The 16,598-nt window shown below is 67.6% G+C and carries 20 protein-coding genes; 11 read left to right on the forward strand and 9 right to left on the reverse strand.

Annotation, left to right across the window (positions count from 1 at the left end):
• Positions 1–3: 3 nt before the first annotated feature.
• Together aroE and hemB are read right to left on the reverse strand one after the other, a co-directional pair.
• Positions 4–825: a shikimate dehydrogenase gene (gene aroE, locus VF651_10035; protein ID HEX7966047.1), complete on the reverse strand. Its 822-nt coding sequence runs from the start codon at positions 823–825 to the stop codon at positions 4–6.
• Between the two features lie 10 nt (positions 826–835).
• A complete protein-coding gene (gene hemB / locus VF651_10040; protein HEX7966048.1) occupies positions 836–1,855 on the reverse strand; it encodes a porphobilinogen synthase in 1,020 nt (339 codons plus the stop codon).
• Between the two features lie 120 nt (positions 1,856–1,975).
• Here hemB and VF651_10045 point away from each other — a divergent pair, with 120 nt between their 5' ends.
• The 9 genes from VF651_10045 (at position 1,976) to VF651_10085 (ending at position 7,587) form a co-directional block, all read left to right on the forward strand.
• Positions 1,976–2,563 (forward strand): sigma-70 family RNA polymerase sigma factor, encoded by a 588-nt coding sequence (locus VF651_10045; protein ID HEX7966049.1) that lies wholly within the window; start codon positions 1,976–1,978, stop codon positions 2,561–2,563.
• Positions 2,560–3,249, forward strand: coding sequence for an anti-sigma factor (locus tag VF651_10050; protein ID HEX7966050.1), 690 nt, complete (start codon positions 2,560–2,562; stop codon positions 3,247–3,249). The genes VF651_10045 and VF651_10050 overlap by 4 nt, the downstream gene beginning before the upstream one ends.
• Positions 3,249–3,809 (forward strand): sigma-70 family RNA polymerase sigma factor, encoded by a 561-nt coding sequence (locus VF651_10055; protein ID HEX7966051.1) that lies wholly within the window; start codon positions 3,249–3,251, stop codon positions 3,807–3,809. Before VF651_10050 ends, VF651_10055 begins: the two co-directional genes overlap by 1 nt.
• The gene (locus VF651_10060) at positions 3,806–4,528 is read left to right on the forward strand and encodes a DUF3379 family protein (protein HEX7966052.1); all 723 of its coding nucleotides are present in this window, start codon (positions 3,806–3,808) and stop codon (positions 4,526–4,528) included. Before VF651_10055 ends, VF651_10060 begins: the two co-directional genes overlap by 4 nt.
• 39 nt (positions 4,529–4,567) lie before the next feature.
• Positions 4,568–5,056, forward strand: a complete 489-nt coding sequence (locus VF651_10065) for a WbuC family cupin fold metalloprotein (protein ID HEX7966053.1) — start codon at positions 4,568–4,570, stop codon at positions 5,054–5,056.
• On the forward strand, positions 5,053–5,634 hold the full coding sequence (locus VF651_10070; GenBank protein HEX7966054.1) for a DNA-3-methyladenine glycosylase I: 582 nt from the start codon (positions 5,053–5,055) through the stop codon (positions 5,632–5,634). The genes VF651_10065 and VF651_10070 overlap by 4 nt, the downstream gene beginning before the upstream one ends.
• Positions 5,631–6,461, forward strand: coding sequence for a sulfite exporter TauE/SafE family protein (locus VF651_10075; protein HEX7966055.1), 831 nt, complete (start codon positions 5,631–5,633; stop codon positions 6,459–6,461). Before VF651_10070 ends, VF651_10075 begins: the two co-directional genes overlap by 4 nt.
• Positions 6,458–6,829 (forward strand): DUF1634 domain-containing protein, encoded by a 372-nt coding sequence (locus VF651_10080; protein HEX7966056.1) that lies wholly within the window; start codon positions 6,458–6,460, stop codon positions 6,827–6,829. The genes VF651_10075 and VF651_10080 overlap by 4 nt, the downstream gene beginning before the upstream one ends.
• Before the next feature lie 278 nt (positions 6,830–7,107).
• On the forward strand, positions 7,108–7,587 hold the full coding sequence (locus VF651_10085) for a hypothetical protein (protein HEX7966057.1): 480 nt from the start codon (positions 7,108–7,110) through the stop codon (positions 7,585–7,587).
• Here VF651_10085 and VF651_10090 read toward each other — a convergent pair.
• From VF651_10090 to VF651_10120, 7 genes are all read right to left on the reverse strand, one after another.
• A complete protein-coding gene (locus VF651_10090) occupies positions 7,584–8,003 on the reverse strand; it encodes a VOC family protein (protein ID HEX7966058.1) in 420 nt (139 codons plus the stop codon). The two genes, VF651_10085 and VF651_10090, sit on opposite strands and share 4 nt — an antisense overlap.
• Positions 8,000–8,902, reverse strand: a complete 903-nt coding sequence (gene hemF / locus VF651_10095; protein HEX7966059.1) for an oxygen-dependent coproporphyrinogen oxidase — start codon at positions 8,900–8,902, stop codon at positions 8,000–8,002. The genes VF651_10090 and hemF overlap by 4 nt, the downstream gene beginning before the upstream one ends.
• Before the next feature lie 12 nt (positions 8,903–8,914).
• Positions 8,915–9,478, reverse strand: coding sequence for a Sua5/YciO/YrdC/YwlC family protein (locus VF651_10100; GenBank protein ID HEX7966060.1), 564 nt, complete (start codon positions 9,476–9,478; stop codon positions 8,915–8,917).
• A gap of 4 nt (positions 9,479–9,482) precedes the next feature.
• On the reverse strand, positions 9,483–11,822 hold the full coding sequence (topA, locus tag VF651_10105; protein ID HEX7966061.1) for a type I DNA topoisomerase: 2,340 nt from the start codon (positions 11,820–11,822) through the stop codon (positions 9,483–9,485).
• 227 nt (positions 11,823–12,049) lie between these two features.
• Entirely contained in the window at positions 12,050–12,529 is a 480-nt protein-coding gene (locus tag VF651_10110; protein HEX7966062.1) for a DUF494 domain-containing protein, read from the reverse strand.
• A 7-nt stretch (positions 12,530–12,536) separates the two neighbouring features.
• Positions 12,537–13,697, reverse strand: coding sequence for a DNA-processing protein DprA (gene dprA, locus VF651_10115; GenBank protein ID HEX7966063.1), 1,161 nt, complete (start codon positions 13,695–13,697; stop codon positions 12,537–12,539).
• 69 nt (positions 13,698–13,766) lie between these two features.
• Positions 13,767–14,978 carry a LysM domain-containing protein gene (locus tag VF651_10120; GenBank protein ID HEX7966064.1) on the reverse strand — a complete coding sequence of 404 codons (1,212 nt, stop codon included), beginning with the start codon at positions 14,976–14,978 and terminating at the stop codon, positions 13,767–13,769.
• Between the two features lie 242 nt (positions 14,979–15,220).
• Between VF651_10120 and def the strand changes: the two genes are divergently transcribed.
• The gene (def, locus tag VF651_10125) at positions 15,221–15,754 is read left to right on the forward strand and encodes a peptide deformylase (GenBank protein ID HEX7966065.1); all 534 of its coding nucleotides are present in this window, start codon (positions 15,221–15,223) and stop codon (positions 15,752–15,754) included.
• Between the two features lie 29 nt (positions 15,755–15,783).
• The coding region (fmt, locus tag VF651_10130; protein ID HEX7966066.1) for a methionyl-tRNA formyltransferase at positions 15,784–16,598 on the forward strand (815 nt) is incomplete at its 3' end.

Here is a 16,598-nt window from a genome sequence, read left to right on the forward strand (position 1 = left end):
GGTTCAGGCGTGGTGCGCGTCGAGCAGCTCGCGCGTGTCGGGACGCACGCCGCGCCAGAGCTGGAAGGCCTCCGCGGCCTGCTCCACCAGCATGCCCCAGCCGTCGAACACGCGGGCGGCGCCCTCGCGCTCGGCCCACAGCATGAACACGGTGGGGCGTTCGGCGTAGAACAGGTCGTAGCACACGGCGCTCGGGTCCAGGCAGTCGTGCGGCACCGGCGGCATCTCGCCGCTCATGCTGGCGGAGGTGGCGTTCAGCACCAGGTGGAAGGTGCCGCGGATCGCGTCGTAGCCGCCGCCGCGCACGCCGTGCATGACGTGGCGCTCGGCGAGCCGCTCGGCCCGCTCCGGGTTGCGGTTCGCGATGTGCACCAGCGCCGGCTTCTCCTCCAAGAGCGCCGTGAGCACGCCGCGCGCGGCGCCCCCGGCGCCCAGCAGCAGTACGCGCTTGCCCTTCAGGGTCATGTGGCGGTTGAGCTTGAGGTCGCGCACCAGCCCCGCGCCGTCGGTGTTGTCGCCCAGCAGGGTGCCGTCCTCGCGCACCGCCAGGGTGTTGATGGCGCGCGCCTTCTTGGCCCGGGCGGTCAGCTCATGACAGAGCGCGAACGCCTCCTCCTTGAACGGCAGCGTCACCGAGAGGCCCTTGCCGCCGCCGGCGAGGAAGCCGCGCAGCGCGGCGGCGAAACCGTGGGGCGGCGCCTCGATGCGGCTGTACTCGAGGCGCTGGCCGGTCTGGCGCGCGAAGGCGGCGTGGATGCCCGGCGAGAGGCTGTGCTCCACGGGGTGGCCGATGATGGCGTAGCGGTCGGAAGCGTGGGACGACATGGGCTTGGGCTTACGCGCCTTCCTTGATCCAGCCGGCGGCGCGCTTGGCGAAGTAGGTGAGGATGCCGTCGGCGCCGGCGCGCTTGATGGCGGTGAGGGACTCGAGCGCACAGGCGCGTTCGTCCAGCCAGCCGTTCCGGGCCGCGGCCATCAGCATCGCATACTCGCCGCTCACCTGGTACACGAAGGTGGGCGCGCCGAACGCGTCCTTCACGCGGCGCACGATGTCGAGGTAGGGCAGGCCTGGCTTCACCATCACCATGTCGGCGCCCTCGGCGAGGTCGAGTTCCACCTCGCGCAGCGCCTCGTCGCTGTTGGCGACATCCATCTGGTAGGTGTGCTTGTCGCCCTTGCCGAGGCTCTTGGCGGAGCCCACGGCGTCGCGGAACGGGCCGTAGAAGCTGGAGGCGTACTTCGCGGAGTAAGCGAGGATGCGGGTGTTGACGTGGCCCTTGGCTTCCAGCGCTTCGCGGATCGCGCCGACCCGGCCATCCATCATGTCCGAGGGTGCCACCACGTCGGCGCCGGCCTCGGCGTGGGAGAGTGCCTGGCGCACCAGCGCCTCCACGCTCTTGTCGTTGAGCACGTAGCCCTCGGTGTCCACGATGCCGTCCTGGCCGTGGGTGGTGAAGGGATCCAGCGCCACGTCGGTGATGACGCCGAGTTCGGGGAAACGTTTCTTCAGTGCGCGGGCCGCCTCCTGGGCGAGGCCCTTCTTGTTCCAGGCCTCGGCCGCGTCCAAGGACTTCTTCGCGGCCGGCGTCACCGGGAACAGCGCGAGCGCGGGGATGCCGAGCTTCATGCAGTCTTCCGCTTCCTTCAGCAGGAGGTCCACGCTGACGCGCTCGATGCCGGGCATGGAGGCGATGGCCTCGCGCTTGCCCTTGCCCTCGATCACGAACACGGGATAGATGAAGTCCTCCGCCGCGAGGCGCGTCTCGCGCATGAGCCTGCGTGAGAAGCCGTCGCGGCGCATGCGACGCGGGCGGATGGCGGGATAGCCGCCGCGGGGCCGGGACGGGGTCTTCAAGGGATCTGGCTCCTGACCTGCACGGACGGGTGGAAGGCTGCAAAATCGGGCTAAATAGGGTAAAACAAACCCGCCGGATGAGCCAGTTAACCCGTTCGAACTAGAAGGTTACAAAGCCTCATGCCCGCCGTTCCCGCCGACCTCAAGGACCGCAACCGGCAGCTCACCGACCTGCTGCATGCCTGCGCCCAGGGCCGCCAGGCGGCCTTCCAGGAGCTCTACCGGCAGGTCTCCCCGCAACTTTTCGCCGTGCTGCTGCGTATCTTGAAGCGCAGGGACCTGGCCGAGGAGGCCCTGCAGGACGCCCTCCTGAGCGTGTGGCGCAACGCCGGCAGCTACGCCGCCGACAAGGGCGCGCCCATGACCTGGCTCGTGTCCATCTGCCGTTACCGGGCCCTGGACATGCTGCGCCGCGAGAAGCGCGAGGTGTCCCTGGAGACCGACGCGGACGGGGACGAGGACGGCGCCCTCTCGGCGCTGGCCGGCGTCCAGGAGGACCCGGTGAACGTGAGCCGCGCCGAGGAACGCCGGCTGGAGGAATGCATGGGTCGCCTGAACGACGGACAACAGCGCAGCGTGCGGCTCGCCTATGTCGACGGCTGCACCCATGAGGAGATCGCCCTGCGGGTGGGTTCGCCCGTGGGCACGGTTAAGAGCTGGGTGCGGCGCGGGCTCGAGAGCCTGAAGCGCTGCCTGGAAGCGGCATGAGATACGAGGGCACCAAGCTCCATACCCTTCTGGCGGGCGAGTACGTGCTGGGCCTCCTGCGCGGTCCCGCGCGCCGGCGCTTCGAGCGCCTGATGATGGAGAGCCGGGCGCTCGCCGCTGAGGTCGTGCAGTGGGAGAGCCATTTCGCGAGCCTCGCGCTCAGCCTGGAGCCCGTGGAGCCGCCGGGCTACCTGCTATGGCGGCTGATGGGCCGGGTGCGCGCCGAGTCGCGGCCGCGGAGCGAACGCCTGCGCAACACCTTCTGGCGCACCTGGGCGGTGGCCGCGACCCTCCTGCTGGCGGTCATCGTGGTGACCGAGCGCTACGCGCCGCCGGTCGAGGCCAAGCCCGCCGAGTTCGCGCTCATGTCCGACGCCAAGGGCGGACCGCTCTGGCTCATCAGCGTGCATCCGGAGGCCCAGCGCATCGACCTCAAGGCGCTCGCCGTCAACACCCCGCCGGAGGGCAAGTCCTATGAGCTGTGGATGCTGCCCGAGAGCGGCAACCCGGTGCCCATGGGCCTCATGAACGAGACCGGCCTCGCCAGCAAGACTCTGCCGCCCGGGTTCTTCCGCCGCCTGGCCGCCTCCAAGGGCCTGGCCATCTCCCTGGAGCCCAAGGGCGGCTCCCCCACCGGGCTGCCCACCGGACCCGTGCTGTGGGTCGCGCCGCTGGTGTCCGGCTGATGTCCGACGAGCGTAATAAATCCCCGGACGGGCAGGTCTCTGCAGGCATGGGTACGCATCAGCACCGCTTCGACATGCTGGCGCGCGCGCAGGTGCCGGGCCTCTACCGTTATGCCTACTGGCTCTGTCGCGATCGCGCCCTGGCCGAGGACCTGGTGCAGGAGACCCTGTTGCGCGCCTGGAAGTCCCTGGACTCCCTGCGCGAGGAGGCCGCCGCCCGGCGCTGGCTGATAACGATATTGCGGAACGAGTTCATGCGAGAGCTATCCAAACGCCGTGACACGGTGGCCATAGACGACCTGCCGCTGGTGGACCCCACGGCCAACGTGGGCGGCAGCGACACCGACCTGCAGGACGTGCGCCGCGCCATGTGGAAGCTCACCCCCGAATACCGTGAGCCCCTGGCGCTGCAGGTGCTGATGGGCTGCACCACCCAGGAGATCGCCGACGCGCTCGGCCTCACCCAGGGCACCGTGCTCACGCGCCTGCACCGGGCGCGCAACCAGTTGCGCGAGCTGCTCGGCCTCACCGGCGCGGCGCTGGGGGAGGGCGTGGCATGAGCGCATCCCTGACCTGCCTCGACGTGCGCCGCATCGCCGGCGCCGAGCCGCAGCGGCGCGACGAGGGCATCGCCGCGCACCTCAAGGACTGCGCCGCCTGCGCCGCTTTCGTGCGCGACATGCAGGCCCTGGACGCGCGCCTGGAGGCGGCGTTCAAGGTGCCGGTGCCGGAGGGCCTGGAGGCGCGCATCGCGCTGGATGGCAGCCTCAAGAACCACGGCCGCCCCTGGCGGCCCTGGCTCGCCGCCGCGGCGAGCCTGGCCATGGTGAGCGTGCTCGCCACCTTCGCCTGGCGCCACGTGCATCCGGCGGACGCGGCGCTGGCCGCGGCGGTGGTCCAGCACATAGAGAACCCCGAGGAACTGCCGGCCATCGCCCCGGACCGCGGACTGCTGCACGATGCAGCCTATGTCGAGGGTGTGATGCAGAAGGCCGGCGCCGGCATGCAGGGCGGCATGCAGGACGTGACCTACGCCCAGACCTGCCTGTTCCGCGGCGAGCGGGTGGCGCACCTGGTGGTGCAGGGCGCCCACGGTCCCGTGACCGTGATGCTGCTGCGCCACATCCACGTGGACCGCACGGTGCCGGTGGATGAGGGCGGCTTCCACGGCGTGATCGTGCCGGCGGGCAAGGGCAGCATCGCGATCGTGACCAACAACGCGACGCCGGTGCAGCCCATGGAGCAGGAGCTCGCTTCTCGCGTGGAATGGACTCTCTAGCCATCGCCGTATAATGGAGGCCCTTCCCCGGGTCTCCTTATGAAACTCATAGACAGAATCCTGGTGGCCTCCCTGCACGCCAAGGCCGTCACCTCGCCGCGCCTGCGCACCCACCACAACCTCCATCCCAGCCACGAGGACCCGATCCAGCGCATGTGCATGGCCATGGAGCCGCGCACCTACGTGCGCCCGCACCGCCATCCGGACAAGTGGGAGCTCCTGCTCATCGTGAGCGGCGACATGCTGGTGCTCTACTTCGACGATCATGGCAAGGTCACCGCCGTGACCCGCCTAAAGGCAGGCGGCGAGACCCTGGGATTGGAGACGCCCGCCGGCACCTGGCACGGCATCGTGACCCTCGCCCCCTCCACCGTGGTGTTCGAGTGCAAGCGGGGCCCCTATGTGCCCACGGAGGAGAAGGATTTCGCGGCCTGGGCACCCGCCGAGGGCCATGCCCGCTGCGCCGAGTTCGAACGCTGGTTCAAGGACGCGAGAGTGGGGGATGTAGCTCCGGATTACCGCAAGTGAAGCCCCAACACGCGGATGGCAAGGCCAGATGCCATTGGGCTCCCGCGGATGATCCCTTATATACGGCCTACCACGACAAGGAGTGGGGCGTGCCGGTGCGTGACGACCGGCGCCTGTTCGAGTTCCTGCTGCTGGAGGGCGCCCAGGCGGGCCTCTCCTGGTCCACCATCCTGCACAAGCGGGAGAACTACCGGAGAGCCTTCGGCCGTTTCGATCCCAGGAAGGTGGCGAAGTTCGGCAAGCGCGACGTGGCGCGGCTGCTCAAGGACCCCGGCATAGTACGCAACCGCCTCAAGATCGAGAGCGCCATCTCCAATGCCCAGGCTTTCCTCGCGGTGAAGGAAGAGTTCGGCACTTTCGACAAGTACATCTGGTCCTTCGTGGGCGGCAAGCCGAAGCGCAACCGCTGGCGCGGCAAGATCCCCGCCACCACCCGCGAGTCCGACGCCATGAGCAAGGATTTGAAAAAGCGCGGCTTCCGCTTCGTGGGCTCGACCATCTGCTATGCATTCATGCAGGCGACAGGCATGGTGGATGATCACCGGGTCAGCTGCTTCAGGCACGGCAAGCGCCGGTGACACCCCTCGCCATCGTCTGCTTCGCCTTGCTGGGCGGATTCCTCGGCGGCATCATCGGCGCCCTCACGGGCCTGGGGGGAGGCATCATCGTGGTGCCGCTGCTCACTCTGGTGCTGCACCTGCCCATCACCGAGGCGGTGGGCGTGAGCCTGTTCGGCGTCATCGCCATCTCCGTGGGAGCCGCGCCGCGTTTCGTGGGCACGGGCCTCTCCAACGTCAGGGTGGCGCTGTTCCTGCAGATGGCCGCCTCCGCCGGCGCGCTCCTCGGCGCCCTGGTTTCCCATGACGTGCCCGCCCGGGCACTGTTCACGGTGTTCGGCCTCGTCATGCTCTATAACGCCGTCGCCTCCCTCATCCCTTCCAGGAAGGCCGATGGCATAGCCGCCAGTTCGCCCCTTGCCCGGCGCCTCAAGCTCGGCGGCCGCTACCAGGAAGGCGGGGAGTGGAAGAACTATGAGGTGACGAGCGTGCTGCCCGCCTTCGGCATCATGCTGGGCGCCGGCGTGCTCTCGGCGCTGCTCGGGATCGGTTCCGGCGTGTTCAAGGTGCTGGCCATGGACCGGCTCATGCGCCTGCCTTACAAGGTATCCACCGCCACCTCCAACTTCATGATCGGCATCACTGCCGCCACCAGCGCGGGCTACTACCTCGCCCACGGCGACGTGCCGCCGCTCGTGGCCGCGCCGGTGGTGCTGGGGACCCTGAGCGGTGCCTACCTGGGTGGCCACTGGATGAAGCGGCTGCCCGTGGCGCAGCTCAGGCGCCTGTTCGCCGTGGTGCTCATGGCGGTGGCGCTGGAGATGCTCTATAAGGGCCTGCGGCCATGAGCGAGAAGCTGGAGGCCCAACGCCAGGCCGTCACCCGCTGGATCCTGCGCGCGAGCATCGGCCTCGTGGTGCTGTGCATCCTCGTCGGCCTGGAGCTGCTGCTGTTCCGCGGCGGTGCCTATTTCCCCACCCCGCCTTCAGGCTCGTTGCCGGCCATCGCGCGCTCCGCCTGGCGCGGGATGCTCGGCATGCGGCCCAGCGGCTGGTTCGATGCGGCGCTGCTGGTGGTGCTGCTCACGCCCCTTGCGCGGCTGCTGTCCGGCGTGGTCGCCAATGCACGTGCGCGGGACTGGCTCTATGTTTTCATCGGCGTCGTGGTGGTGGCGCTGGTGTCAGTGGGGCTCATCGCGGGTCAGGCTGGAATCTGATCAAGAGAGCGGGGTTCCGCCCCCGCACGACGGGCCCCTTTTCTTTGCTCGCCCAAAGAAAAGGGGCGAAAAGAAAGGGCGCGCCGGATGCCGGCCCGAAGTGGGCTTCCCTGCGCGCTTCCTTCGCTGCGGAGCTCCACACACGGCACATCCCTGTGCCGCGTGTGGAGGCTCGCCGTCCTGGCTTCGCCCCTTCGGGCTATCCTTGCTCAGTCCAGTGCTCGGCGACATCCATGGGGTTCGAAGACCGTTTTGCTTACTGAGATAGAATCGTGTCGATGCGCAAGAACATAATAAAATGGCTTGGACTGGTAGTGGGGATTCCTATCCTCATTGTCTTGTTTGTGTTTTTAAGTCCGGTGATTCTTCTTGTATTAGCAAAAGAATTTTTGCTTTCGTTCTGGATTCATGCACTTTTGAAAATAAAGTGGCCTGCCAATAAATGGATTCTCGTCTCTTACACTGAAAGCGAACATTGGTCTCAGTATCTAGAGACGGAAATAATTCCTCGTCTAGGCGATGCCTGTGTTGTTATCAATCGTTCTCGACCAGATTGGAAGCAAAAATACCCAATCGAGGCAAAAGCCATAAAAGTCTGGGGGAAAAACAGGCAATACAATCCCATGATTGTTTTAGTGCCTAAGGTGGGGCGTGTAAAAATTTTTCGTTTATTCGAAGAATTCAAAGCGAAGAAGCATGGAAAGTCCGGTCCGCTCGAGGCGAAGATTTCCGAAATCTTAGAACTCGCCAGCGATTAGTTACGAGCGAATATCCTGGACGGATCCTTGAATGCCTTGAACTCAAGGGCGTTGCCGCTGGGATCCTTGAAGAACATGGTGGCCTGCTCCCCCACCTGGCCCTTGAAGCGGATGCCGGGCTCGATGATGAACTTCACCTTGCCCCTGAGCCGATCCGCCAGCTTCTCCCAGTCGTCCCATCCCAATATCACGCCGAAGTGGCGCACCGGCACGTCCTCTCCATCCACCTTGTTGGTGGCGGCCGCGGCTTCCTTCGGCGCGAGATGCGCCACGATCTGGTGCCCATAGAGATCGAAGTCGATCCACTCGCCGGACTCGCGGCCCGTGGGGCAACCCAGGAGTCCCGCATAGAAGCGGCGGGCCTCTTCGAGGTCGTGCACCGGGAAGGCCAGGTGGAAGGGCTGTATCGCGGTCATACCCAATCCCTCACCACCAGGAATTTCTCATACAGTTCCGCTTCTTTCGAGCCGGCTTCCGGTTTCCAGCCATACTCCCAGCGCACTTCCGGCGGGAGCGACATGAGGATGGACTCGGTGCGGCCGCCGGATTGCAGGCCGAACAGGGTGCCCCGGTCCCACACCAGGTTGAACTCCACGTAGCGGCCGCGGCGGTAGAGCTGGAACTGCCTTTCCCGCTCGCCGTACTGCGTGTCCCTGCGCTTCTCCACGATGGGCAGATACCCTTTCAGGAAGTGGTCGCCCACGCCGCGGGTGAAGGCGAAGGAGCGCTCGAAGCCCTCGGCGTTCAGGTCGTCGAAGAAGAGCCCGCCGACGCCGCGCGGCTCGTTACGGTGCTTGAGGAAGAAGTACTCGTCGCACCACTTCTTGTAGCGGGCATAGGCCTCGGCGCCGAAGGAGGAGTCGCAGGCGGCCTTGGCGTTGGCGTGCCAGTGGCGCGCGTCCTCCTCGAAGCCGTAATAGGGGGTGAGGTCGAAGCCGCCGCCGAACCACCACACCGTGTCGGCGCCGTCCTTCGGCGCCGAGAAGAAGCGCACGTTCATGTGCACCGTGGGCACGTAGGGGTTCCAGGGGTGCAGCACCAGGGAGACGCCGAGTGCCCGCCAGGCACGGCCCGCGAGTTCGGGCCGGTGGGCGGTGGCGGAGGGTGGCAGTTGCTTGCCGTGCACGTCCGAGAAGTTGACGCCGGCTTGTTCGAAAAGCCCTCCATGCCTCAGCACGCGGCTCTCGCCGCCGCCGCCTTCGGGACGCGGCCAGGTCTCCTTCCGGAAACGGCCCTTACCGTCCGCCTGTTCGAGGGCGGAGGTGATCTGGTCCTGCAGGGAACGGAAGTAGCTCTCGACGGCCTGGATGTCCATGCCGCTATGGTATCAGCCGGCGCGCAGTACCTTTCCAGTGAGCGCTTCGCGGATCTCCGTGGGCTTGGCGAGGCCGCCCACGGGGCCGGGCAGCACCGCGTCCACGCGGGCACCGAACTGCGCGCGCACCGCGAGCGCCGTGCGGGCCGGCGGCAGGCCGCTCTTGTTCGCGCTAGTGGACACCAGCGCCATGCCCGCGGTCTCGCACAGGGCGGAGGCGATGGGATGGGCCGTGACACGCACCGCGAGGGTGGCGCGGCCGCCCGAGAGCCAGTCCGGCAGCGCTTCCGCCGCCGGCACCACCCAGGTGACGGGCCCGGGCCAGCTGGCCGCGAGCTTCTGCCGCACGTCGGCGGGCAGCGGCGCCATGAACGGCGTGAGCTGCTCCATGCGGGAGGCGATGAGGATGAGCCCCTTGGCGGCGTCGCGCTGCTTGAGCTCGAAGATGCGCGCCACTGCCCGGTACTCGAGGGGATCGCAGCCCAAGCCGTAGACCGCCTCGGTGGGGTAGGCGACCACGCCGCCGGACTTCACCGTCTCAACTGCGCGGCGAAGGGGCCAGGCGGCGGGCTTCATGGGCTCAGGCTGGGGCCGCCGTCTCTTCCGGCGGCGGGGCGAGCTCCGGCGCGGGCTCCGCGAAGCCGCATTCCTTGCGCGGACACACGCGCTCGGTGCCCTTGCGCTTGGTGGTCTTCACCGTGAGGATCGGCCAGCCGCACTGCGGGCAGGGCTGCGCGAGCGGCAGGTTCCACACCGCGTACTTGCAGTCCGGATAGCGGGCGCAGGAGTAGAACACCTTGCCGTAGCGCGACTTGCGCTTGAGCATGGTGGCCTGCTTGCACTCGGGGCACTCGACGCCGGTGTCGGCCGGCTTCTCCAGAGGCTCGATGTGCTTGCAGTTCGGGTAGCCGGAGCAGCCGATGAACTTGCCGTAGCGGCCACGGCGGATGATGAGATCCGAGTTGCACTTCGGGCACTGGCGGCCCTCGATCTTCTGCGGCTGGGCGGCCTGCTCGGCGGTCTCGTCCAGGTTGCGGGTGTAGTCGCAGTCCGGGTAGCCGGTGCAGCCGATGAAGCGGCCGCGGCGTCCCAAGCGGATCGAGAGCGGCTTGCTGCACTTGGGGCAGGCCTCGTCCAGGGCTTCGGTGGTCACGTCCTTGCGCGAGACGTTCTCTTCCTTGTGGTCCACGAGCTTCTTGAACGGGTCCCAGAACTCGTGCATCACCGGCACCCACTCCTTCTCGCCGCGGGCCACGGCGTCCAGCTCGTCCTCCATGAGGGCGGTGAAACCGTAGTCCACGTACTGGGTGAAGTGCTCGGTGAGGAACTTGGCCACCACGCGACCCACGTCGGTGGGCTTGAAGCGCTTGCGGTCCATCTCCACGTACTCGCGCGCCTGCAGCGTCGAGATAATGGTGGCGTAGGTGGAGGGGCGGCCGATGCCGAACTCCTCCAGGGCCTTCACCAGGCTCGCTTCCGAGAAGCGCGGCGGCGGCTCGGTGAAGTGCTGGTCGCACTGGATGCCCTTGAGGGTGATGCTCTCGCCCTCCACGAGCGGCGGGAGCATGTGCTCCTCGTCGTCCTCGGCGGGAGCCGCGGCCGCGGCCGGGGCGTCGTCCTTGCCTTCCTGGTACACGGCCATGAAGCCCGGCACCACCAGTACCGAGCCTGAGGCCCGGAACAGGCTGTCGCCGCCGGCATCGAGGTCTGCGCTCACGGTGTCGAACACCGCCTGCTCCATCTGGCAGGCGATGGTGCGCTTCCAGATGAGCTCGTAGAGCTTGCGCTGCTCGTCGGTGAGCTTGCCCTGGATCTCCTCCGGCGCCCGGGCGGCGGAGGTGGGACGCACGGCCTCGTGGGCTTCCTGGGCGTTCTTCGATTTGGTCTTGTAGACGCGCGGTTCCGGCGGCAGGTGGTCCTTGCCGAAGCGCTTCTCGATCACGTCGCGGATCTCGGCTACCGCCTCCGCGGCGAGATTCACTGAGTCGGTGCGCATGTAGGAGATGAGGCCGACCTGGCCCTCGCCGGTGAGGTCGATGCCTTCATAGAGCTGCTGGGCGATGCGCATGGTGCGCTGGGCGCCGTAGCCCAGCTTGCGCGAGGCCTCCTGCTGGAGGGTCGACGTGGTGAAGGGCGCGGCCGGGTTACGGCGGCGCTGCTTCTTCTCGACGCTGGCGACCTTGAGCTTGCCGCCCGAGGACTTCAGCAGCGCCTTCTCGGCGCCCTTGGCCGACTTCTCGTCGCGGAAGCTGAACTGCTCGACCTTGGTGCCCTGGAACTGCCAGAGGCGCGGGGCGAAAGGCGTGCCGTTCTTCTCGGCCTGGCCGAGCAGGGTCCAGTACTCCTCGCTCTTGAACTTGTCGATCTCGTCCTCGCGCTCGCAGATGAGGCGCAGCGCCGGCGACTGCACGCGGCCGGCGGACAGGCCGCGGCGGATCTTCTTCCAGAGGAGCGGCGAGAGGTTGAAGCCCACCAGGTAATCCAGGGCGCGGCGCGCCTGCTGGGCGTACACCAGGTCCTTGGACAGCGGGCGCGGGTGTGCGACCGCGTCCGAGACCGCGCGCTGGGTGATCTCGTGGAACACCACGCGGTGCACGTCCTTGTCCTTGAGCAGGCCCTTCTCCTTCAGGATCTCGGTGAGATGCCAGGAGATGGCCTCGCCCTCGCGGTCCGGGTCGGTCGCGAGATAGAGCGCGCCGGCCTTCTTGATGGCCTTGGCGATCGCATCCACGTGCTTCTCGTTGCGTTCGATGAGCTGGTACTTCATCGTGAAGTCGCTGGCCGGGTCGACCGCGCCCTCCTTCGGTACGAGGTCGCGCACGTGGCCGTACGAGGCCAGCACCTCGAAGCCCTTGCCCAGGTACTTCTTGATGGTCTTGGCCTTCGCGGGGGATTCGACGATGACGAGGTTTGCACTCATATATATACAGCAATACTACAAAAGGTTTTCGGGACGCAAGTTCGGGGCTTGCACATGTATCCCCGGAGACGCATCCAGGGATGGGTTTAGCGGACGAAACTCCGCGCTCCGTTCCGCATAAAGCAAACCCGGCGAGTAGCCGGGTGAGGTATGGAACCTGTTCTTCGCCGGGGCTTTTGACCCCGGCGAAGGCCGCATTCTACATGGCTTGGCGGGTTTTTCACCCATCAGTGCATCACGCCCATGGACTCGTCGAACACCAGCTCCTCCATGCGGGCGTAGGCGTCTTCCTGGCCGGGGCGGTTGAACAGCACCATCAGGATGATCCACTTCACCTGCTCCAGGTCGATCTCCGCGCCGTCCAGGGCCATGATGCGGTCGATCACCACCTCGCGCTGGGCCGCCTCCAGGATGCCGATGTTCTCCAGGTACTGGATGAAGCCGCGGCACTCCACGCTGAGCTTCTCCAGCTCCTGCGCCGCGTACACCCGCAGCGCGTCGCGCTGGGTGATGGGCGGCTCGCTGTCCGGCGGGTTGCGCGCCAGGTTCTCAAGCCAGTCGAAGGCGCGGTTGATCTCGTGCTTGGCGAAGCCGGCTTCCTCCAGCTCCACCGTCAGGGTCTCGCGATCGGCTTCCGTCTCGTTGTCGTCGTCATCCAGGTAGTTCTCGAACAGGTACATGAGCACGTCGAGTACGTTTTCCTTCATCATGACGTCACGACCTCTTGTTCACGCGGGAATATCTGCCGCCCGGAGAGGCTTCCACGTGTCCCTGAAGCTCGAGCATCAGGAGCATGGAGGAAACCACATCAGGCGTCAAACCGGTGCGTTCGACCAGGGCATCCACCGAGGTGGGGGCGTAGTCGAGGGAATTCAACAGCAGCTTGTACTCCGGGTCCTCCGGCGCGGCGTCGCCCGCGGCCTCCGGGACCTGCGCGCCGGAGGCGGCGCCCAGCGTGTCCGCTAGGCCGGGCCCCAGCAGCGGAGCCAGTTCCTCGAGGATGTCGGCGGCGGATTCGACGAGCTTGGCGCCGTCCCGCAGCAGGCGATGGCAGCCGCGGGCCATGGGATTGTGGATGGAGCCCGGGATCGCGAACACCTCGCGGCCCTGTTCGCTGGCGAGCCGCGCGGTGATGAGCGAGCCGCTCTGCTTCGCCGCCTCCACCACCAGCGTGCCCACCGCGAGGCCGCTGATGATGCGGTTGCGGCGCGGGAAATGCGTGGGCAAGGGCGGCGTGCCGGGCGGGAACTCGCTGACCACCACGCCCTTGGCCGCGACCTCCTCGGCGAGCTCGCGGTTGCGGGGCGGATAGGGACGGTCGAGACCCGTGCCCCACACCGCCACCGTGGGACCGGCCTTGAGCGCGCCCTTGTGGCTGGCCGCGTCGATGCCGAGCGCCATGCCGCTCGTGATCACGAGGCCGCAGCGGGTGAGGTACTCGGCGAACTCCTCGGCGTTGCGCCGGCCCTCCACGCTGGGATTGCGGCTGCCCACCATGGCGAGCTGCGGAGCGGACAGCAGCGCCGCATCGCCGCGCAGGAACAGCGCGAACGGCGGGTCCGGTATCTGCTTGAGCAGGGGCGGGTAGGCGGGGTCGGTGACGGTGAGCAGCCGCGCGCCGGAACGCTGTATCCAGTTGAGGTCCTGCTCGGCCGCGGCGCGGTCAGGGGCGCGCAGCCAGGCGCGGGTCTCGGGGTGCAGTTGGAGGGAGGCGGGCAGGTCTTTGGAGGTGAAGCATCCCGCCGCGCTGCCGCAGTGCTGCAGCAGCCGGAGAGCGCCGGCGGAGCCGAGCCGCGGGGCGCGGATCAGCGCGAGCCAGTCCAGGGCATCCTGTGGGTCTATCGCCTTCCCCTCAGGTGGGCCGACCCCGCGTATTGATGGCGGGCCCGGCGTTCATGAACCCGTCTTAGCGCGTCCCTACTCTCGCATCATCCGGCCGGCGGTTCAAGGATTGCCGACCAGATCCTCGACGTGGATCTCGTGGCTGGCCTGCATCACCAGCGCGTAGCTCGCGCGGTCGAAGCTGCGGAACACCATCAGGATGCCGGTGCGCTCGGTGGGCAGGGTCACGCTGCTGCTGCTGAAGAACCCGGCGTCGGAGTCGTGCACCTTCTCGCCCTTGCGATAGATGCCGAGCACCGTGCCAGGGTCCACGCCGTCTGCGTTGCCGCGGTTCAGCACCACCACGTGGTATTGGCCGATCTGGGCCACGCCGCCCAGCACCGCCATGATCTGCCCTTCCACGGTCTTGCCCGGGTGGTGAGGCATGAAGGAGAGGTCCACGCCATCGCCGGTGGTGGCGAAGAAGCGGTCGCCCTTGAGAGCTTCCTGCACCGAGGCGGTGATCATGAGCTTGGCCGGGTCGCCCCAGGCCTCCACCGCCGCATCGCCGATGTAAGTGGCCTCGTAGCCGAGCGTGTCGCCGCTGTCCGGGTCCTCGTAGGTCTGGCCCATGCGGAAGATCTCGTAGCGGCCCCCCTCGTCGGGCTTGAGGTCGCGGGCATAGACCTCGTCGCCGCGGCCCATGGCCGGGCCGTGCTCGAAGGGCGCCACCAGATAGCCGGCGTCTTCCAGCTCGGCCTTGGTCACGACGCGCGTCTTGGACAGGAAGGGCCGCAAGCCATCCAGCGGGATCGCGGTCACCGCGGTGTCCAGTGGCAGGTAATGGATGTCCGGCCTGAGCTTGGCCACCGGCAGCGAGGGCGAGGCCGGCACCGTGTTCGCGGGCGCGGCGTTGCCCGGCGCGGTCGCGGTCATGGCCGGCGCGGTCTCGGTCACCGTCACGCCGTTGCGCTCGACGCTCAAGGTCGGGCGGCCGGCAGCGTTGTAGCCGAGGATCAGCACGTCGCCGGGGAAGATGAGATGCGGGTTCTTGATGTCAGGGTTCGCGTACCAGATGTCGGGCCAGGCCCAGGCATCCTTGAGGTAGAGCGAAGCGATACCCCAGAGGGTGTCGCCCTTCTTCACGGTGTAGCGCTGCGGCGCCGTCGGCTGCATGGCCGGGGGCGGGGCGGTGGCCGGCGCGGGAGCAGCGACCGTGGCCGGAGCGGGCGCCTCCGCGGGCTGCTGCGCCTGAGTCGGGTGGTGGGCGCAGGCGGCGAGCAGCGCGAGGGCCGCGCCGGCCGCGAGGGAACGGGGGACGTTATAATGGTTCATCGATGCGGTCTCCACGACTCGCCTGTGGCGTGCCCAGCCCAAAGTCCCGACACCCATCCGAAGGCTCGATTTTGGACCCCTATGCGGCCCCTCAGTGTTCAGGGTACCGCTGGGCGACTTTTCAACAGTATCATAACTTTAGCAGTCTTTTATGCAAAAGTGCGTGAGGATTTGACCCCCTGGCTTGAGAACCCCGGCCCGGGCCCCAACTTTAGATAAGGCTCTGTTGTACGCTTACCACTATGGCGCTCCTGGACATCCTGCACTTCCCAGACCCTAGGCTCCGCATCAAGGCCCAGCCCGTTGCCGAGGTCACCGACCGGCACCGCCGGCTCATCGCCGACATGCTGGAGACCATGTACGCCGCCCCGGGCATCGGCCTCGCAGCGGTGCAGGTGGGCGTGGGCGAGCGCGTCATCGTGGTGGACGTGTCCGAGGACAGCGACCAGCCCCTCGCCTTCATCAATCCCGAGATCCTCTCCAAGGAAGGGACCGAGGTGATGCAGGAGGGCTGCCTTTCTGTGCCGGGCGTCTATGAGGACGTGGAGCGCGCCGAGCGCATCCGCGTGCGGGCCCGGGACCGGGACGGCCGCCCCATGGAGTTCGACGCCGACGGCCTCCTGGCGGTCTGCATCCAGCACGAGATAGATCATCTCGACGGCAAGCTGTTCGTGGACTACCTCTCGGACCTGAAGCGCCAACGCATCCGCAAGCGCATCGAGAAGGAAGAGCGCGAGCGCAAGGAACGCCGTTCCCAGGCCACGACCTCCGTGTGACGCCGCCCGTCCGGCGTCCCATGCAAACCCTGCGCATCGCCTTCGCCGGCACACCGGAGTTCTCCCTCGCGGCACTGGACGCCATCGCGGCCTCGCCGCATGCGCTGGTGGGCGTTTGGACCCAGCCGGACCGGCCCGCGGGCCGCGGCCGCAAGCTGACGCCTTCCCCGGTCAAGCAGCGCGCGCTGGATATCGGCGCGCCGATTCATCAACCCGACAACTTCAAATCAGCCGAGGCGAAGCAGGCGCTGCGGGATGCCCGCCCGGACGTGATGGTGGTGGTGGCCTACGGCTTGATCCTGCCCGCCTCGGTGCTCGCGATCCCGCCCTTGGGTTGCCTCAACATCCACGCTTCCCTGCTGCCGCGCTGGCGCGGCGCCGCGCCCATCCAGCGCGCCCTGCTCGCGGGGGATGCCGAGACCGGCGTCGGCATCATGCAGATGGACAAGGGCCTGGACACGGGCGACGTGCTGCTGGAGAAGCGCGTGCGCATCGCCGATACCGATACCGCCCAGAGCCTGCATGACCGCCTCGCCAAGCTCGGAGCCGAGGCGCTGATGGAAGTGCTGGACGCGCTGCCGGAGAAGCATCCCCGCAGGCAGGACGCGTCGGCCGTTACCTACGCAGAGAAGCTGACGAAGGACGAGGCGCGGCTCGACTGGAACATGAGCGCGGCGGAACTCGCGCGTGCGGTGCGCGGCTACGATCCATGGCCCGGCGCCTTCGCGCTCCATGCCGGGCAACCCCTCAAGATCCGGCGCGCCCTGCCGCTGCCCGCCGCGGCCTTCGCCGGGGCCGCGCCCGGCACCGTGCTCGGCGCCGGGCGCGAGGGCGTGGACGTGGC

This window comes from Gammaproteobacteria bacterium, assembly GCA_036383255.1.
GTDB lineage: Bacteria > Pseudomonadota > Gammaproteobacteria > Natronospirales > REEB76 > DASUBN01.

Excerpts from the sequence above, each read along its gene's own strand:
- aroE (HEX7966047.1), bottom strand. The coding sequence starts at position 825 with ATGTCGTCCCACGCTTCCGACCGCTACGCCATCATCGGCCACCCCGTG.
- VF651_10045 (HEX7966049.1), top strand. The coding sequence starts at position 1,976 with ATGCCCGCCGTTCCCGCCGACCTCAAGGACCGCAACCGGCAGCTCACC.
- VF651_10050 (HEX7966050.1), top strand. The coding sequence starts at position 2,560 with ATGAGATACGAGGGCACCAAGCTCCATACCCTTCTGGCGGGCGAGTAC.
- VF651_10055 (HEX7966051.1), top strand. The coding sequence starts at position 3,249 with ATGTCCGACGAGCGTAATAAATCCCCGGACGGGCAGGTCTCTGCAGGC.
- VF651_10060 (HEX7966052.1), top strand. The coding sequence starts at position 3,806 with ATGAGCGCATCCCTGACCTGCCTCGACGTGCGCCGCATCGCCGGCGCC.
- VF651_10065 (HEX7966053.1), top strand. The coding sequence starts at position 4,568 with ATGAAACTCATAGACAGAATCCTGGTGGCCTCCCTGCACGCCAAGGCC.
- VF651_10080 (HEX7966056.1), top strand. The coding sequence starts at position 6,458 with ATGAGCGAGAAGCTGGAGGCCCAACGCCAGGCCGTCACCCGCTGGATC.
- VF651_10085 (HEX7966057.1), top strand. The coding sequence starts at position 7,108 with ATGCGCAAGAACATAATAAAATGGCTTGGACTGGTAGTGGGGATTCCT.
- VF651_10090 (HEX7966058.1), bottom strand. The coding sequence starts at position 8,003 with ATGACCGCGATACAGCCCTTCCACCTGGCCTTCCCGGTGCACGACCTC.
- hemF (HEX7966059.1), bottom strand. The coding sequence starts at position 8,902 with ATGGACATCCAGGCCGTCGAGAGCTACTTCCGTTCCCTGCAGGACCAG.
- VF651_10100 (HEX7966060.1), bottom strand. The coding sequence starts at position 9,478 with ATGAAGCCCGCCGCCTGGCCCCTTCGCCGCGCAGTTGAGACGGTGAAG.
- topA (HEX7966061.1), bottom strand. The coding sequence starts at position 11,822 with ATGAGTGCAAACCTCGTCATCGTCGAATCCCCCGCGAAGGCCAAGACC.
- VF651_10110 (HEX7966062.1), bottom strand. The coding sequence starts at position 12,529 with ATGAAGGAAAACGTACTCGACGTGCTCATGTACCTGTTCGAGAACTAC.
- VF651_10120 (HEX7966064.1), bottom strand. The coding sequence starts at position 14,978 with ATGAACCATTATAACGTCCCCCGTTCCCTCGCGGCCGGCGCGGCCCTC.
- def (HEX7966065.1), top strand. The coding sequence starts at position 15,221 with ATGGCGCTCCTGGACATCCTGCACTTCCCAGACCCTAGGCTCCGCATC.